General features: G+C 59.6%; 14 protein-coding genes. All 14 read left to right on the top strand.

Annotation, left to right across the window (positions count from 1 at the left end; all coding sequences use genetic code 11):
• Positions 1-36: 36 nt before the first annotated feature.
• Positions 37-3,579: a C25 family cysteine peptidase gene (locus tag ONB25_09325; GenBank protein MDZ7393077.1), complete on the top strand. Its 3,543-nt coding sequence runs from the start codon at positions 37-39 to the stop codon at positions 3,577-3,579.
• A gap of 51 nt (positions 3,580-3,630) precedes the next feature.
• Positions 3,631-4,671, top strand: coding sequence for an L-threonine 3-dehydrogenase (gene tdh, locus ONB25_09320; GenBank protein ID MDZ7393076.1), 1,041 nt, complete (start codon positions 3,631-3,633; stop codon positions 4,669-4,671).
• Positions 4,672-4,698: 27 nt separating this feature from the next.
• Positions 4,699-5,079 carry a holo-ACP synthase gene (acpS, locus tag ONB25_09315; protein MDZ7393075.1) on the top strand — a complete coding sequence of 127 codons (381 nt, stop codon included), beginning with the start codon at positions 4,699-4,701 and terminating at the stop codon, positions 5,077-5,079.
• A gap of 124 nt (positions 5,080-5,203) precedes the next feature.
• Positions 5,204-5,449, top strand: a complete 246-nt coding sequence (locus ONB25_09310; GenBank protein ID MDZ7393074.1) for an acyl carrier protein — start codon at positions 5,204-5,206, stop codon at positions 5,447-5,449.
• A gap of 223 nt (positions 5,450-5,672) precedes the next feature.
• On the top strand, positions 5,673-6,917 hold the full coding sequence (gene kbl, locus ONB25_09305; protein MDZ7393073.1) for a glycine C-acetyltransferase: 1,245 nt from the start codon (positions 5,673-5,675) through the stop codon (positions 6,915-6,917).
• A gap of 53 nt (positions 6,918-6,970) precedes the next feature.
• Complete coding sequence (kbl, locus tag ONB25_09300; protein MDZ7393072.1) at positions 6,971-8,173, top strand: glycine C-acetyltransferase; 1,203 nt, start codon at positions 6,971-6,973, stop codon at positions 8,171-8,173.
• Positions 8,174-8,212: 39 nt separating this feature from the next.
• Positions 8,213-9,976 (top strand): phosphoenolpyruvate--protein phosphotransferase, encoded by a 1,764-nt coding sequence (ptsP, locus tag ONB25_09295; GenBank protein ID MDZ7393071.1) that lies wholly within the window; start codon positions 8,213-8,215, stop codon positions 9,974-9,976.
• A 102-nt stretch (positions 9,977-10,078) separates the two neighbouring features.
• Positions 10,079-10,654 carry a sigma-70 family RNA polymerase sigma factor gene (locus ONB25_09290; GenBank protein ID MDZ7393070.1) on the top strand — a complete coding sequence of 192 codons (576 nt, stop codon included), beginning with the start codon at positions 10,079-10,081 and terminating at the stop codon, positions 10,652-10,654.
• Positions 10,655-10,702: 48 nt separating this feature from the next.
• A complete protein-coding gene (locus ONB25_09285; GenBank protein MDZ7393069.1) occupies positions 10,703-11,173 on the top strand; it encodes a zf-HC2 domain-containing protein in 471 nt (156 codons plus the stop codon).
• Positions 11,174-11,177: 4 nt separating this feature from the next.
• Positions 11,178-11,726, top strand: coding sequence for a periplasmic heavy metal sensor (locus tag ONB25_09280; protein ID MDZ7393068.1), 549 nt, complete (start codon positions 11,178-11,180; stop codon positions 11,724-11,726).
• Between the two features lie 29 nt (positions 11,727-11,755).
• A complete protein-coding gene (locus ONB25_09275; GenBank protein ID MDZ7393067.1) occupies positions 11,756-12,289 on the top strand; it encodes a Spy/CpxP family protein refolding chaperone in 534 nt (177 codons plus the stop codon).
• A gap of 316 nt (positions 12,290-12,605) precedes the next feature.
• On the top strand, positions 12,606-13,847 hold the full coding sequence (gene alr, locus ONB25_09270) for an alanine racemase (protein MDZ7393066.1): 1,242 nt from the start codon (positions 12,606-12,608) through the stop codon (positions 13,845-13,847).
• Positions 13,848-14,028: 181 nt separating this feature from the next.
• The gene (locus ONB25_09265; protein MDZ7393065.1) at positions 14,029-17,049 is read left to right on the top strand and encodes a M20/M25/M40 family metallo-hydrolase; all 3,021 of its coding nucleotides are present in this window, start codon (positions 14,029-14,031) and stop codon (positions 17,047-17,049) included.
• 37 nt (positions 17,050-17,086) lie between these two features.
• Positions 17,087-18,218, top strand: a 1,132-nt coding sequence (locus ONB25_09260; protein ID MDZ7393064.1) for a M14 family zinc carboxypeptidase, incomplete at its 3' end; no start/stop codon positions are given.

Raw genomic sequence — 18,218 nt, 5'->3', positions numbered from 1 at the left:
TTGCGAGTGTGCGATCGTAGCCCATGGAGGAGCGCGGTGAGGAGGAGGTTACTTGTGGTCGCGACCTTGTGCGTGGTGGCGGGTGCTGTTTACCCAGAGGAATTCCCATGGGTGGTGCGGTTTTCTCTCGCGGACATGCATCTGGAGCCAGCGGTGGGCTTTACGCGCGTGACCATGGATGGGTGCGAACTGACGGAGGTGGTGGGCGAGCCGCAGGTTCCGGTGAGAATTGTGCGCTTGGCCTTACCACCAGGCGCGCGGGTCACGGGTATCGAAACGGATGGATCGGCAGCGCATCCCATTGCCTTTGGGGTGAAAGTGATACCCGCTCAGCCACCCGAGCCATATTCCCTGTCGCGCACCGTCGGGTTTGTACCTCCCAAGGCAGAGGTGTATGAGCGGGAGGAGCCATACCCTAGGGCTGTGGTCGAGCTCCTCGGGCAGGGTCAATGTGCCGGGCTGACTATTGCAGAGCTGGCCGTTTATCCCATAGCTTTCGCACCTGCACGGGGCGAGGTGCTCCTTCGCGAAGAGGTGCTCCTGCGCGTGCGGTACGACCGCGCGTTTCCGCGTGGCAGCGTAGACGCGGGACTTCTGTCTATGGTCGAGGCTTTGGTGGAGAACAAAAGCGAGCTGCGCCTCTTCGCCGCCGAAGGGTTGAACAAAGGAGGAAGTGCACCCGCTGAATGCCATGAGTACGTGATCATCACTCCGGCGGCCTTCAAAGAGGCCTTTCAGCCGCTGGCAGAGTGGAAACGGCAAAAGGGACTGGGGGCGGTCATCGTCACCACTGAGGAAATCTACCGGACCTATCCCGCAAAAGACAATGCCGTGAGGGTGCGTGAATTCTTGAAAGCGGCCCGGCAGGCGTGGAACCTCCGCTGGGTGCTCCTCGGCGGAGACGTCGATGCCGTCCCTTACCGCACCGCCTACGCCATGGATTGTCTACAAGGCGAAAAGGCCAACGCCATCCCGTGTGACCTCTACTTTTCTGACCTTGATCGCACCTGGGATGAGAACGGCTCGCGGATCTATGGTGAAGTTGCTGACAGCGTGGACCTGTATCCCGACGTGTTCGTGGGGCGAGCCCCTGTTAACAACGTGGCCCAGGTGGAAACCTTCGTGCGCAAGGTGCTCACGTACGAGCAAGCGCCGCCGCGCGACTATCTGACACGTGCCCTCTTTGCTGCGGACGTTTTGTGGGAAAATCCCTACACAGACTCTGGCCTTGGCAAAGACTTGATCGACGAGCTTTACGTGCCGGCGCGGTTTTCCATAACCAAGCTTTACCGTTCGCGCGGCAACGAGAGCGTTCAGTCAGTGGTTGCTGCCCTGAATCAAGGAATGAACTTGGTCAACCACGACGGGCATGCATTCACCACCGTGATGGGTGTGGGCAACGGTTACCTCCAATTGGCCGACATGGATAGGCTTGCGAACGGTCCACGCTATTCGGTGCTCTACTCCATCGGCTGTTATCCGGCCAACTTTGAAGAGGACTGCATTGCGGAGCACTTTGTCCGCAACCCGCGCGGCGGGGGCGTCGTCTTTATCGGCAATTCGCGGTACGGGTGGGGGTCGCCGGGCAATCCAAAGTATGGTTATTCAGACCGGTTTGACCAGCAATTCTATCGGTTTCTAATGCAGGAAAACGTGGTCCACGTAGGTCAAACCTTGGCTATGGCAAAAGCCTACTACGTGCCCTTTTCCCGTCAGGAAAACGTGTACCGCTGGTGTCAGTATGAGATTACCTTGCTCGGGGACCCCGAGATGCCCATTTGGACCGATGAGCCGCGGGAGCTCGCCGTCGAATGTCCGCCTTCTGTCGCTCCGGGCGAACAACTCTTCACGGTGCGCGTGCTTGATGGCGGGGTACCGGTGAGTCGTGCCTCGGTGTGCGTCATCTGTGGGCAGGAGGTGTACGAACGGGGCACTACAGATGCATCAGGGATATGTGCTCTCTCCGTCGCGCCCGCCTCTGGTGCCGACTCGCTCGTTGTGACCGTTACTGCCCACAACTACCTGCCGCGCATAGTGAAGGTGCCGCTGCAGTCTTTGACGCCTCATGTCGTTTTCGCGGCATGGCGCCCGCTTGATCCGGGGAGAACGCCGGATGCCCTTGAGCCTGCATCGGAAGTAGCGCTTCAGATTACGTTGCGCAATCACGGGGCCACCACCGCTGAGCAGGTACGAGCAGTACTTAGATGCGAAAGCGCCCTTGCCACCATTCTCGATAGCACTGCGGTCTATGGGAATATCGGGCCGGATTGCTCGGCCACTCCGGTGTCACCCGACGAATCTTTCGTTTTGAAGGTCGCCGCCCAGGCCGGGTACGGCGATGTTGTGGCTTTCTCGCTCACGGCCACCGATCGTTGGGGGCAGTCGTGGCGGAGTATGTTCAGTGTGCCGGTAGCCGCCCCTTACCTTTGCGTGGCGCGGGTGACTGCTTCGGATGAACGCACAGGAGACGGCGACGGGCTCTTGGAGCCAGGGGAGACGGTGGACCTTGCGGTGACCCTTGCAAACCAAGGTTCCAGACCGGCAATTGCAGTAGTGCTGGAGACAGTGACCGAGGAAGAGGGAATAGCGGTCCTCACCCCGCGCGTTGAGGTCGGGACCATCGGGTCCAGCGATAGCGGTACGGTGGAGATCGCGGTCGGCATCCACCATGATGTGCCGGAGCCGTATTTTCCCAGACTCACCATGGTTTTGGCTGAACAGGGGGGCAAAGCTTTCTCCGCCTCCACTACTCTCATCGTCGGCGCCACAGGGTTTTTCGACGATATGGAACAGCCGGTTGCCGGCTACGTCCATGGAGGTGCGCATGATTTGTGGCATGTCACCACCCGGCGTGCGCATTCCGGGTGCAGTTCCTGGTACTGTGGGGAGGAGGCCTCTGGCCTCTATCTCCCAAGTACCTACACAGCGCTCATCACACCACAGTTTCGGGTGCCGCCGGACGCAAAGCTGAGCTTCTGGGCCTGGTACGATGTGGCGGTGTATTCGCAGGGAGGGTACCGGGGTGATGGCCTCTATGTGCAGGTGCGCCGGGGCCAGGACTGGGTCACACTGGATTTTATCGGCACGGGCGGGGCGCTGGACTCCACCCTCATGGGGAATGACTGGTTGCCATATTCCTATGACATCTCTTTTCTCCGACCTGGCGCTGTGAGTGCCGTACGTTTGCTCTTTGAGAGCGACCCGGCTGAGGAACACGAGGGCGTGTATATCGATGATATTGCTGTGGCACCAGGAAATCTCACGACGCTTGTGGCGGAACCGATGGGTGCGGTTTGTTCCGAGGACTTTGAGGTAACAAATGGCTATCCTAACCCTGGTAATCCATGGGTAGAGGTGGTATGCAAAATGCCTCGTCCGGAGAGGGTGGTGGTGCGCATCTATGACCTGGAGGGGCGGCAGGTGCGAACTCTCCTTAATGGCGAGCTGGAGGCAGGGGCGCACAGGGTGCGGTGGCAAGGTGACGACGAACAGGGGCGTGCGGTTCCCAGTGGCCTTTACTTTTGCGTCATGACCACGACTATGAGTCGGGCGGTCCGCAAGTTGACGGTGGTGCGCTAAACAAGAGGTTGCCTTGCATGGCGCGGTAGGCAGTCGGAGATCGGAGGGCACATGGCGGAGAAGATGAAAGCGGTAGTGAAGACAAAACCTGGTCCTGGTGCAGAATACATAGAGGTGGACATCCCCACGTGTGGCCCGGATGAGGTTCTGGTGAAGGTGGGCGCCACCTCTATTTGTGGGACCGACCTGCACATTTACGAATGGAACCAATGGGCCGCCGGGCGCATCAAGACGCCGCAAATCATGGGGCACGAGCTGGCAGGGGAGGTAGTGGAAGTCGGCGAGCGGGTCAAGTGGGTGAAAGTGGGAGACAAGGTCTCCGCCGAAACTCACATCCCTTGCGGTCACTGCTATCAGTGCCGCACCGGGCGTATGGCCATCTGCCGCAACATGAAGATCTTCGGTGTGGACCGCGACGGTGTGTTCGCCGAATACGCTGTCGTGCCGGAGGTGGACGTGGTCAAGAACGACCCTGGGGTGCCCTACGAGTATGCTTCGGTGCAGGAACCTTTGGGCAACGCAGTGGACACGATCCTGGCTGAGGACGTTGCTGGAAAAACAGTGGCGGTCATGGGTGCAGGGCCGGTGGGGCTGTTTGGCGTTGCGGTGGCCCGCGCCTCCGGTGCCTCAGCCATTTATGTGACTGACATCAATGAGTACCGATTGGGGCTCGCCAAAGCACTCGGAGCGACTAAGACGTTTAATCCTCGGACCACCGACGTAGTGGGGGAGATCATTGAAGCGACAGATGGAAACGGGGTAGACGTAGCGGTGGAGATGTCGGGAAGCCCCGATGCCCTGCGCCAGGCCCTCAAAGTCACCACCCCTGGAGGGCGGGTTTCCATCCTCGGCTTGTACAACGGGCATGTAACCCTAGACATTAACGACGACGTCGTGTTCAAGGCGCTGCGCATCTACGGCGTCACCGGGAGGACGATGTTCCAGACGTGGTACAAGAGTGCCGGCTTCATCAAAAGCGGGTTGATCGACCTGAAGACCATCATCACTCATACGTTTCCTTTGGCGGATTTCGAAAAGGGGATGAAGCTCATGGCCGCAGGGAACTGTGGCAAGGTCGTGCTTGTGCCGTAGAATGGTGCTCAATAGGCGAGTACCTTGATGGTCCTGGGCGTGGGTGTTGACATCATCGAGATTGAGCGCGTGGCGGAAGAGATACAGCGCCATGGGGAACGTTTCTTGAAACGGGTGTATGCGCCGGAGGAAGTCGCCTACTGCGAAGAAAAGAGCTACCGGGCCCAACACTATGCGGTGAGGTTCGCCGCGAAGGAGGCGACGTTCAAGGCGCTCGGCACCGGATGGCAGGACGGGCTGTCGTGGCAGGATGTAGTCTTGCGCAATGACGCGCATGGTAAACCGGCTCTCGCTCTCGGCGGGAGGGCAAGAGAGCTGGCTGAGCAAAAAGGAGTGGCCCGAGCTCATGTGTCGGTCTCGCATTGCCGGACGTATGCTGCTGCGGTGGTAGTCTTGGAGTCGGAATGAGGCGCTTGACTGGCTCAGAGAAAAAGCAATGGTGTTGCCGGGAATGTGGGCCGACGCGCTCCGCGGCGTCGGATTCCGCGAGCAAGGTGCGTCGTCAGGGTAAGTAGAAGCCAGAGGGACTGCTATGGAAGACGTGAAGAAGGTCGTCATCGACTACATCAAGAAGGAATACGTGGAGGACGATGAAACAGAAATTACCGAGTCAACGCCCCTGGTTTCAGGGGGCATTGTGGACTCGTTTTCGATGGTGTCGCTGAAGGCTTTTCTGGAGAAGAAGTTCGGCGTCCAGATACCGGATGCCAAGGTTTCGCCCGAGACCTTCGACACGGTGAACAGCATTGCCGCGCTGGTGAAGGAGTTGCGGGGGTGAGTACCGCGTGGGCCGCCCATGGGCATTGCCCAGTGGGATGTGGCTCGGCAAGGCCAGGGATAGTTGGCGGGAACGCAAGCTACTGTTGGATGGATTTCTCCGCGGCAAGGGGGGCAACGCCACCATACGAGGGCCATCGGGTAAGGCTGGAGAAAGAAGGGTGCAACGGTGTCCAGGGGTAAAGTGATTGTGACCGCACCAGCGTTCGGTGCAGGAGGTGAAAGTGGCATACGGAAGGGCAAGGGAGTATTACCGGCAGGAGCTGGCGAAGATCCGCGAAGCTGGACTTTACAAGGAGGAGCGGTACATCTGTTCGCCCCAGGCGGCCGAGATTGCGGTAGAATACCCGCGCGGCGCGCCGCGGCGTGAGGTTATCAACCTCTGCGCCAACAACTACTTGGGGCTATCGAGCCACCCGGCCATACTTGAAGCAGCGAGGGAAGGGCTGGAGGAGCGCGGCTACGGCATGTCCTCAGTTCGCTTTATTTGCGGCACCCAGGACATCCACCGCCAGCTTGAGGAGAAGCTCACCCAGTTCCTCGGCACCGAAGACACCATCCTGTTTGCGTCCTGTCTGGACGCCAACGCCGCGATTTTCGAGGCCCTCCTGGGCCGAGAGGACGCAGTCATTGCCGACAAGTTGGTCCACGCCTCCATCGTCGACGGAATCCGCCTGTGCAGCGCCCAGCAGTTCGTGTACAAGCACATGAACATGGAGCACCTTGAGGAGAAGCTGCAGGAGTCCCAGTCGTGTCGTTTTCGCTTGATTGTCACCGACGGCGTTTTTTCCATGGACGGTGACGTCGCTCCACTCGACAAGATTTGCGACCTTGCCGACAAATACGACGCCATGGTCATGGTGGATGACTCGCACGCCACGGGCTTCATGGGCAAGAACGGGCGGGGGACGCACGAGCACTGCGGTGTGGTAGGGCGGATTGACATCATCACCACCACGCTGGGCAAGGCGTTGGGAGGGGCCTCGGGCGGGTGTGCCAGTGGTCGTAAGGAGCTGGTGGAAATGCTCCGCCAGCGAGGCCGGCCGTACCTCTTTTCTAACACCGTGCCGCCGGTGATCGTGTCGGCGGGACTTAAGGTCCTGGACCTCCTGTCCCAGACGACGGAGCGAAGGGACAAGTTGGAAAGGAACACCCTCTACTTCCGCACGCGCATGAAGGAAGTGGGTTTTGACATCCGTGACGGTGTACATCCCATCGTGCCCATCATGTTGTACAATGCAAAACTCGCGCAGGACATGGCGCGGGATCTGTACGACGAAGGGATCTACGTGGTTGGCTTCTCTTTCCCGGTGGTGCCCCAGGGTCAGGCGCGCATTCGCGTGCAGATTTCCGCCGACCACGAACGCGAGCATTTGGACCGCGCGATCGAAGCCTTCGTCAAGGTGGGGAAGAAGTACGACATTCTGGGCAAGGGCAAGAAAGAGATTATCGACATGTATGGCATGTGAGGCTTGACTTTCCAGAGCGAGCTCGCGCAAGGGCTGAGCGAGGAGGGTACGCAATGTACGAACAACTGCGTTCTGTGCTCCACGAGCGTTTAGCCGAAGTAAGGCAGGCCGGGCTTTACAAAGAGGAGCGGTTGATAGAAACTCCCCAGGGGCCGTCAATCCGCGTGCGGCCGGGGAAGGAAGTGCTGAATTTTTGCGCTAACAACTACTTGGGCTTGTCCAGTCACCCCAAGGTGATTGAGGCGGCGCATCGCGCGCTGAACGAGCGCGGCTACGGGATGTCGTCGGTGCGCTTTATCTGCGGCACCCAGGACATTCACCGCGAGCTGGAAGAGCGGCTCAGCGATTTTCTTGGAACTGAAGACACCATTCTTTACTCTTCCTGTTTCGATGCGAACGGGGGATTGTTTGAGGCCCTGCTTGGCCCTGAGGACGCGGTGATTTCCGATGCTCTGAACCACGCCTCGATCATCGATGGTATTCGCTTGTGCAAAGCGGAGCGCTATCGTTACCAGCACAATGACATGGCGGCGTTGGAGGAGGCGCTGGTCAACGCCAAGAATGCACGCGTCAAGATGATAGCCACCGACGGGGTTTTTAGCATGGATGGGGCAATCGCTAACCTGCCGGCCATTTGCGATTTGGCCGAACGGTACAACGCCGTGGTGATGGTAGACGATTCACATGCCACTGGCTTCCTGGGACCGCATGGACGAGGCACGCCCGAGTACCATGGCGTGCAAGGGCGGGTGGATGTGATCACCAGCACGCTGGGCAAGGCGTTGGGGGGCGCATCGGGCGGCTTTACTTCTGGGCGGAAGGAAATCATCGAGTGGTTGCGGCAGCACTCGCGTCCCTACCTCTTTTCTAACACGTTGTCGCCAGTGGTAGTGGGTACCTCGCTGGCGGTGCTCGAGCTCCTTTCTGAGGTGGATGAGCTGCGCGCCAAGCTGTGGCGTAACACCGCCTACTTCCGCCGTGAAATTGCCGGCCTCGGCTTCGAGGTGAAGCCCGGAGACCATCCCATTGTGCCCATCATGCTCAGTCGCTTCCCTAACGACGCTCAGCTGGCGCAGATGATGGCCCGCGACTTGTTGGACGAGGGGATCTACGTGGTCGGCTTTAGCTATCCCGTGGTGCCGAAGGGGCAGGCGCGCATCCGGGTGCAGATTTCGGCAGCACATGAACAGGAACACCTCGACCGAGCATTGAGCGCTTTTGCCAAGGTTGGGCGCAAGCACGGGGTCATCGGCTAAAGGCGGGGAGTAGGAATCCAGACGCTTTTTGGACGTCGTATGGGATTGACACGTCCCACGCGTTTCAGAGGGGTGCCGCTGTCGCCTGGCCTTGCCATGGGCCAGGCGTGTCTGTTCGGGGAGCACCTGGCGGTGCCCCAGCGAAGCCTTCGCCCCGGAGAGGCTGCCGAAGAACTGGAGCGTCTGGAGCACGCTGTCGCGCAGACGCGTCGCGAGTTGACCGAGCTCAGGGATGGTGTGAGGAAGGAGATCGGCGCGCGCGAAGCCGAGATCTTTGAGGCCCACCTGCTTTTCCTCGATGACCCCTACCTAAAGAGTGAGGTAGAGCGCAAACTTTTCGTCGAGCGCAAAGGGTTGGAACAGGCTCTTGCAGAGGTGATGGAGGAATCCGAGCGCCTTCTCAGTGCCGTGGAAGACCCCTACCTGCGGGAGCGGGCAGTGGACATGCGCGATGTGGGGAGTAGGCTGCTGAGACACCTCATGGGGCGCCGCCAGGAAGCTTTTCTTGCTGCGCATGAGGATGTGGTGGTGGTAGCGGAGGAGTTGACTCCGTCGCAGACGGTGGGTCTTGACCGCGGCAAGATCAAAGCCTTTGTCACTGCGCGGGGAGGGGCAACGTCGCACGCCGCCATTCTGGCCAGGAGCATGGGCGTACCACTGGTCTCCGGGGTAAGGGAGGTACATCGTCGGGTCGCATTAGGGGATCGGATAATTGTAGATGGCACCCGTGGATCGGTCATCGTAAACCCCTCGCCCGAGGACGAAAAGGCTTACGAGGAACGTCGCGCTCTCCTCGAAGGTACCGCGCGAGAACTGGTAGAGCTTGTTAAGCTGCCCTCCCTGACCAGGGATGGGGTTCCTATCAGCCTCATGGCGAATGTGGGCACGCTGGCCGACCTGGAATGGGCACTCCAACGCGGCGCCGAAGGGGTCGGCCTCTTCCGCACAGAGATGCTTTTCATTGACCGTGACTCGTTTCCGCCCGAGGAAGAGCAATTCGCCGTGTATCGCCGGCTCGTCGAGGGCGTTGCGCCATCGCCGGTGGTGATCCGTACTATCGACGTGGGCGGCGACAAATTTGCACGCGCGCTTCCAGGGCTGCACCGCGAAGCTAATCCCTACCTTGGTCTGCGCGCTGTACGGTTTTCTTTGGAACACCCGGATCTGTTTCGGGCGCAGCTGAGAGCCATCCTTCGCGCCGCACGCTACGGACACGTCGCGATCTTGGTGCCAATGATTTCCACGGTAGAAGAGGTCCGCCGAGTAAAGGCATTTTTACGCCAGGCGAGGGATGAGCTCGAAGCTGGAGGCCTGATACCCGTCCCCACTGTGCCTCTGGGCATAATGATCGAAATTCCTTCAGCGGCCCTGATGGTCGAGGCACTCCTCCGCGAGGCAGACTTTATTAGCGTGGGCACCAATGACCTGATTCAGTACACGCTGGCGGTGGACCGCAGCAATGAGCGGGTGACCAACCTTTACGATCCCCTACACCCAGCCGTTCTGCAGTTGCTGAAGCGCGTTGCCGAGGCGGCGGCGGCCGCAGGAAAAGAGGTTAGCATCTGTGGCGAGATGGCTGGTGACCTTCTCTATACAGAGCTCCTCGTTGGTCTCGGGTTTCGCAAGCTGAGTATGAGCCCGCACTTCATACCGGAAGTCAAGCGCGTCGTGCGCTCGGTGGTACTTGGCGAAGCGCAAGACCTAGCAGCTTGTGCTTTGTCGCGAGCCACCTCTGCCGAAATCCGTCGGCTCCTTATGCGTTCTCTACGTGCCAAGAAGCTTCCTGGTGTGTTGCTCCACTGAAATGCATTTCTCCACCTTGCCTTCTTCCAGGGTAGCGCAATTCTACGGCTGGGCGCGTGTTTAAAAGGTGTGCGCAACAAGCTGGTCACGGACGTCAAGAGCATGGATGACGAGGCACTGGTAGACAAGTTCCAGAGGGGCGACACCGAGGCTTTCGGTGAACTGGTCCGCCGCTATGAGGACAAGGTGATGGCTACCTGTGTGCGCATGCTGGGCAACAGGGAGGACGCCGAAGATGCGGCGCAAGAGGTATTCGTCAAAGCTTTCGATGCCCTGCCCCGGTTCGACCCGCGCGCCAAGTTTTCCACCTGGCTCTATCGTGTCGCCACCAATCACTGCTTGAACGTGTTGCGGGCAAGGAGGGTCCGACGGTTGCTTTCCCTTGAGCGCAGCGCCCTTGAACCTGACGGGTATTTTGGGTCTGCCCAACGCGACCCTGCCCCAGGGCCTGATGGGGATCTGGAACGCGAAGAGAGGGGGCGCGCCTTGTGGAAGGCCATCGACTCACTGCCGGAAAGCCAGAAAGTGGCAACGGTGCTCGCGCGCTTTGGCAATCTTTCTTACGCAGAGATCGCCGAGGTCATGGAGACCAGCGTGTCGGCTGTGGAGTCCATTCTGCACAGGGCCAAGCGACGCCTGTACCGGCAACTTTCCCATATGCTTGAGGAAAAAGCTTGAGCGCAAGTTTATCGGCTGCGAAGTGTTGAAAGGCGTGGAGAACGAATCATGACGTGCAAACAGGTACAATGTCGGCTGTCCGCCTTTATGGACGGCCAATTAGACGCGGGGCTTGCACGCGAGGTAGCCGAGCACCTGGAGGCGTGTGGCGAATGCGCAGCCGAGCTTATGCGACTGCAGCGGGTGTGGGCACTTCTGGGTGACCTTCCACCGGTGCAGGCACCACCGTTTTTTGCCGCGCGTGTTATGGCGCGAATCGTGTCACGGCCGCGTGGCGCCGTGCGACGGTTAGCGGAGCTCTTCCTTGCGCGGCCCCTGGTACCCATCGCAGTGTCTGCGGGCATCCTGGCCGGGGTGCTTATGGGGAGCCGGTTGGGCAGTCTGGTGAGCAGTTTGCGCAGCCACCAGGACGCCTCCATTACGCAGGTGAGTGCCGAGTTCGACAACTTTGCTGACTTGCCGCCAGGTTCCTTGAGCGAGGTGTATGTAGCCCTGGCAGCTTCGAACAATAGCAAGTAGGTGCATGATGCGCAACAAGTGGATGTTCTTGGCCCTTGTCTTTTCCCTCACCGTCAACGTGGTAGCGATAGTCACGTTGGCTGTCTTCTGGCTCACAAGACCGAAGGAGAAGCCATGGCGACCGCCGCGCTGGAGTAGCGAGACGCGTGTCCGTTTCCACCCGGAGACGGATGAGGTAGTCGGCAAGATGGTGCAGGACTATTTCGCGCGTGCACAGAGGGAGAAGGCAGCCTTAAGGGCCACCCGGTTGAAGCTGGTGGAACTCCTGCGCCAGGAGGTGCCGGATACCGTCAAGATTATGGCGACCATCGATGAGTTGGCGCGTCACCAAGCGGAGTTGGAGAGAATCACCGTCCGCCATCTCTTGGGCCTCAAGCCGCGTATTGGACGTGAAAGGCTTGACTTTCTGATCCGCATGTTCGAACAGCGTGCTATGGAACACAGGGTTATGATGCGAGGGCCAATGGAGCCTGGTCCTCCACCCCTCGAGGGAGAAACCCCGGGAGCTCCCAGAGGTCAAGAGCGCGTGGCTCCGTTTCACCACCACAGATGAATTGACCAGCGAAAAGGAGGTACATAGGTATGAGACGAGCTCTGGTAATCACCGCAATCGCGGTGCTCGCCGTGGTGACGGTGTTGGCATGGCGGCCCATTTTGGCCCAGGGAAAGCAAGGTCCTGAGGCAAAGAGAGAGTGCGCCTGGGCCCACATTCCCAAGTTGACAGAAGAGCAGAAGCAGAAGATCGAAGAACTGCGTACAGGCTTCTTGAAGGAAGTGCAACCGATGCGCAACCAGCTTCGTTCTGAGCGCTTTGCTTTGCTGTCGCTCCTGGCGTCAGACAAGCCAGATCAGAAGGCCATCAACGCCAAGATCGACGCGCTGGCCAAGCTGCGCGCGGAGATCGAGAAGAAGGCGGTAGCCCATCGGATGCAGGTGCGCAACTTGCTGACGGACGAACAGAAGGCGGCTTTCGATGCTCGCCCAGGCTTTGGGGCACGATGGCTCGACGACAGGCCGGCGCACCCCAGGGGTTTCTTCCGGCCGATGAGGCGCTCGGGCTGGAAAGGCCATTGCATGCCTCCAGGCGAATGTCCGATGAATGAACCGGAAGAGTGAATCCATCCCACGATGCGGGAACCCCTACAGGGGAAGGCCACAATGCCTTCCCCTGTTGTTTTTGGCGCACCCACGAAAACGGTTGGCAATCCACCGGAAAAGTGCTATATTTCGTCCTCGTAGCGAGCTCCTCTTGGCCCCGCGATCAGGGGCCTCGTAGCGCTTCAATCGTGGTCGTGAGCTACTTTTCGAATGTCCAGCGCGGCTTGTGGGGGCACGGGCATAGGGCACGCTGGCGCCCGACGTGCCCTGGTCGGCCCTGCTTTTGACGATGCCTGTGAAGAAACGAGGGTAGGCGAAAAGCGGAGTACGGTTCATGGGTGGTGGCGGATTGGCGATGTTGCGTCCCGCATGGGTTGAGGTTGACCTTAACGCGATTGCCCACAACACCAGTGGCGTAAAGCGCCATGTCGCACCTCGCAAGCTCCTTGCAGTTGTGAAAGCAGACGGCTATGGGTGTGGAGCCGTACAGGTGGCGCGGGTGATGTTGGCCAACGGTGCGGACATGTTAGGCGTGGTGCTGTTGGACGAAGCAGTTCAGTTGCGTCGCGCAGGCCTACGAGCTCCGATCCTGAATCTGGGGGGCATACTGCCCGAGCACGCCTCCATCGCCGTGGCGCATGACATTGCCCAGACGGTGAATACCACGGAGGTGGCACAGGCTCTGTCGCGCGCGGCGCAATCCCTGGGGAAAAAGGCAGTAGTCCATTTCAAGGTCGATACCGGCATGAGCCGATGGGGGGTGCGATTTGACCAGGCGGCCACATGGATCGCCGCCATGGCGCAGTTGCCGGGTCTGCACGTGGAAGGCGTCTATTCTCATTTTGCGATGTCCGATGCCCTGGACAAGTCCTTTTCAGAGCTCCAGCTTTCTCGGTTTCAGATGGTCCGACAGCAGGTTGCTGAGCTCGGAGTGCAGGTGCCCATCTGGCACATGGCTAACAGCGGGGCCATCCTGGACTTGCCCCAAGCCCACTTCGACATGGTGCGCTGCGGGTTGCTGCTCTACGGTTACTACCCCTCGCCGGACGTGCAGCGCCCGCTTGACTTGCTCCCGGCAATGGCCGTGAGGGCACGAGTGATGCAAGTCAATCAGCTTCGCCGCGGCGACACTGTAGGCTACGGACGCCGCTACATGGCCGAGAAACCGGAGCGCATTGCCGTGCTACAGATCGGGTATGCCGATGGGTACGACCGTGGCCTCCGCAATGTGGGCACGGCGCTGCTGAGGGGGCAACGCGCTCCGATCGTGGGGGGTATTTGCATGGATGCGTGCTTCGTCCGGGTGGAGGAACTGGGAGGTGCCGAACCAGGCGAGGTGGTGACTCTCATGGGGCGAGACGGAGAGGCGGAAATTTCACCGCATGACATCGCCGATACCATCGGCTCGGTTTCCTACGAAGTGATGTCCCGTTATGGTGCAAGACTGCCTCGTGTCTACGTGAAAGACGGTCGGCCAGTCAGCGTCAAGTCGCTGGCAACCGATTTCAACGAAGAGGCCGTGGTGGAGGCGGGCGACCACTCCCAGGCTGCACCCCCTAAGAGCCGTCGCAGGTAACGGTGGTGGCCTCGTGCGCCATTTGGACTTGACAGACTTACTGAAGGTACACACGAGGTGCAAAAGGGGAGGGCGGCTTATCAACCAAGCTACTGCAAACCTACTTCCCGGAGATGACGTTGCAGCATAGTGCACCATCCCGGGATCAAAGACTTGAGGAAGGAGCAGGGAGGAGCCGGACATGAAGAGGCAGTTGCTCGTTGCGCTCGTGGCCGGGGGTCTTGTCTTAGGGCCTAGCTTCCGTAGCCCAAAGAGTGCGCAACCGGTGCTGGTGGTGCTATCCTCAGCTGACTATCCCCGCTTAAGCGATGCCGTCGGGTTTGTTCCCTACTACTATGATGACGCGATAGTGTTCGGCAAAGTGGATTCCTATGCATTAGAGGCCCTGCGCGTCTCAGGCATCGCGTATCACGTCGTGAGCGAGGCCGGTTGGCATGGGGACTACTATGTAGTTTCTGCACCGCCAGGAGCCCCTCAGCTCGTCGATGTGCCCAAGGGTAGGGCACTCTGCAGGTTGCAGGGACGCACTTTGGTGCAGGCAACACCCGATGAGGCGCTGGAGCTGGCCCGCTCAGGCTTTTCCTTGCAGTGGATCAGCCGCCTGGCGAAACCAACACCTCCTCCTGCTCCAGTGCATTTGGAAACACGGGCGGGCTATGACACTACCATCGCCCGAATCATTGAAAAGGTTAGTGCGGACACATTACATCGCTGGGTGCAGCGACTCCAGGATTTCCGCACAAGATATACCTACTCGGACTCAATCAGGAAAGCGGCCCAATGGATTTTTGACCGCTACGTGGCATTGGGCTGCACCGAGGTGGAGTTCGACACCTTTTTCGTCTCCGGGTCCACCGTGCCCCATCTCAACGTGATCGCCACAAAGCGGGGATTAGTCTACCCGGATAGCGTCATCATGATCGGCGGTCATTACGATTCTATTGTGCTGGGCTCCGGCACCAATCCGTTTGTGTGGGCGCCAGGTGCAGACGACAATGCCTCGGGCGCGGTGATGGCCCTGGAGGCGGCGCGAGTTCTGGCGGAGCACAACTTCGAAGCTACGGTAGCCTTTGCCGCATGGGACGCCGAAGAGATCGGCCTGGTGGGAAGTGAAGCCTATGCACGAAAGCTCTACCTATCCAGGCGACCGGTGGGCTTTTACCTCAATGGGGACATGATCGGTAACTACAACCCGGCAGCTCCTCCTCGGGATGTGACGATTTTCACCGACGCACCGTCAGCGCCTTATGCTGAGTTGGTGGCGGACATGTGCCGGACCTATACAACCCTCGTCCCGTCCATCCCGGGCAACAGCGGAGGCAGCGACCATCGCTCTTTCCAGGTCTGGGGGCAGCGCGCTATCTACGTCCAGGAAGGAGACTTCAGCCCCCATTGGCACAAAGTGACCGATGTGACAACTAACATGGATTTCCTTTACATGCGGGAGGTAGTCCAGGCCAGCATTGCGGCCATCGCGGCCCTGGCTGGGCCGGCGGACAACTTTGGTGATGTTCCCTACGTGAAGGTGTCCACTTTCACGCTCGACGACGACGCCACAGGCCAGAGCTACGGCAATGGGAACGGCTTTGTGGATGCGGGCGAACGCCTGGAAATCAGGCTGAACGTGAAGAATTTTGGCAATCGCTCAGGACATGGGGTGTTCTGCCGCGTGAGGTCCGGTGACCCACAGGTGCAAGTGGTGAAGGACAGCGTTTACGTGGGAGAAGTGCCGCCCGGTGCGGTGGTCGCGAGCCAGGAGAGTGCGGTAATCGCCCTGTCGCCACTTCTGCCTTCGGGACGCAAGATACAACTGCAGGTGGACATTCGCGATGACGCGGGCAGTGTGTGGTCGGACTTGGTGAAGCTGACTGTGACGATGCCTGTGTTCGCGTATCTTGCGCAGAATGCGCAAGAAAAAGAAGGCAACGGTGACGGCAAGATCGATCCAGGAGAAAACTTTTCGCTTGCCGTGACGGTGAAGAACGACGGTTTGCGCCATGCAATGGACGTGGAGGCAGTGTTGCGCAGCACCTCCCCATATGCGGTAGTGACGGATAGCACAGCTGTCTACCCGGCAGTGGCAGTGGGACGGGCCGGAAGCAATCGGGGCGACGAATTTGTCGTTCACGTCTTACCAGAAGCCCCTTCGACGATCGTCCCCTTCCAACTTGAGCTACGTGAGGGGAAAGGTTTCTGCCGAACCGTCCTTCCGATCTATGTGGCAATCGGGCAGGGGAGAGTGCTGGTGGTGGAAGACGACGGGGACTTTGCCGTGAGCGATTTGTATCGATCCACCATGAACCGGCTGGGACTATGCTTCCGTCATTGGGACACAGGTCTCGAAGGGCCGGTGCCTTTGGACACGCTTCAACAATACAGGCGAGTAATCTGGTATACCGGTCATTACTTTGGGCATTCGCTTTACAGTAGCGGGACTGCTGCCTTGGAATCTTACTTAGGCGGTGGAGGAAGCCTCTTTATCAATGGATCGATGTTAACGCTGTCGTTGCGGAACAGTGCATTTTTGCGTGATTGGCTCCGCGTTGCTTACGTGAACCATAACACTCAGCTTCACCGTCTTACCACGCAGGGGAGCAATCCAGTGTTGGGAAGCATGCAGTTCTGGTTGTCTCGGGAGGGAGATAATCGCCAGTCGCTTCCCAACGAGGTTGATCCCCTATCCCCGGGTCAGGCGATACTCTACTACGATCGCGCGACGCCCGAAGGGCCGGGGGTTATTCGCTCCAGCGGCGCGGGCGCCGTGGCCGTCGATGGGGGAACCTACCGTGCGGTCTTCTTTGGCTTTGGGTGGGAAGGGATCGCCGATGGGGAGCTGAGACAGCTGGCCCTCCAGCGGGTCTTGGACTGGTTGCAAGGTGGTGTGAGCGGCACTGACCAGAAGCCTGCTTCGGGCAATGTGCCGGGCGCTTTTGTGCTCGAGCAGAACTATCCGAATCCTTTCAATCCTCATACCCTTATTCGATTCGCCCTCCCAAGGAGTGCACGAGTTGAAGTACGCGTGCTCAACACTGCGGGGCAGGTGGTGAGGACTATGTTTCGCGGTCCGTTGAACCAGGGCAGCCACCAGTTGAGCTGGGACGGCAAGGACGACACGGGTGTCGCTGTAGCCGGCGGCATCTATCTGTATCAGCTGGTCTCGGAGGATGTATGTCTCACGCGTAAGTGCGCGTTGGTGAGATGAGGGACGTTGAGCGCATAGGGGTAAGTGAGGCTGACTGATGGTGCGCAGGATTGCGTTGGTGCTTGTTCTTCTCGCAGGGGTTGGTGCCTATGCGCAGCCGCGCCTGCCGCTCGCGACCCAGACTCCGCCGAGGGGCACCTCCCACCCGGAGATGATGGCGTTCCTCACCGCCCTGGCCGAGTCATGTCCATGGCTTGAGCTGGAGGTGGTGGGGCGCAGCGTGGAGGGGAGGGAGGTGCCGGCGGTCTACATGCCTCCAAGGGAAAACTGGTGTCCAGAAGGCGCCACGGTGATGGTTTTTGCCCAGCAACACGGCGATGAGCCCTCTGGCAAGGAAGCATTGCTGATGCTGGTGCACGAGTTGTGTACGGTCGCTTCTCCCCGTGCCTACGCCCACCTCAATCTGATCCTAGTGCCCATGGTGAACCCGGATGGGAACGAGGTGCACACTCGTCGCAACAGCCGGCACGTGGACCTCAATCGCAACCACGCGATCCTGACCGAACCGGAGACGCGGATCCTTCGCTCCCTTTTCAATCGGTATGCACCACATGTCACTTTGGACGTGCATGAGTACAGCATCCGGTCGTGGCTTGCACACGGGCTCATCAAGGACCTTGGGGAGCAGTTTGACTGCATCAGCAATCCCGCAATCCCCCCATTGCTTCTGGATTTTGCGCAGGAGAGACTGCTGTGGCCCACCATCCAAAACGCGCGTGCCTGCGGGTTGAAGGCGAATCGATACCTCGTGGCGCAGGATGACCCGCGTCAATCCGTACGGCACAGCACCACCGATATCGATGATGGACGCAACGGCTTTGGCATCGATTGTACGCTCTCGTTTATCCTGGAGGGGCCGAATGGGCTCTCGCCAGAGGACCGGATTTGGGAAAGAGCTAAGTACCAACTTGCATTCATCGAGCGGTTTCTTGCGGTCTGCGACAGCGCCCATGCGGATATTGTCCGCGTGGTTGGGCACGCGAGAGCAGAGAGGCGTGCCCAGCTGCCTGCCCAGGTCCCCATCCAGGCTGACTATACGTCGGCCTCGTCGTGTTCGCTCCAGGTGACGATACGAAGCACGCGGACTTTGCGCGACACGACCATAGTGCTACCCGACTACCGCAATGCCCCGGAGGTGCTGCGTGCGGTGCCTCCCCCGGCGGCCTACC

The organism is candidate division KSB1 bacterium, assembly GCA_034506335.1.
In the GTDB taxonomy this organism is placed as follows: Bacteria; Zhuqueibacterota; Zhuqueibacteria; order JANLFK01; family Oleimicrobiaceae; genus Oleimicrobium.
This window is presented reverse-complemented; position numbering and strand designations above follow the sequence as displayed.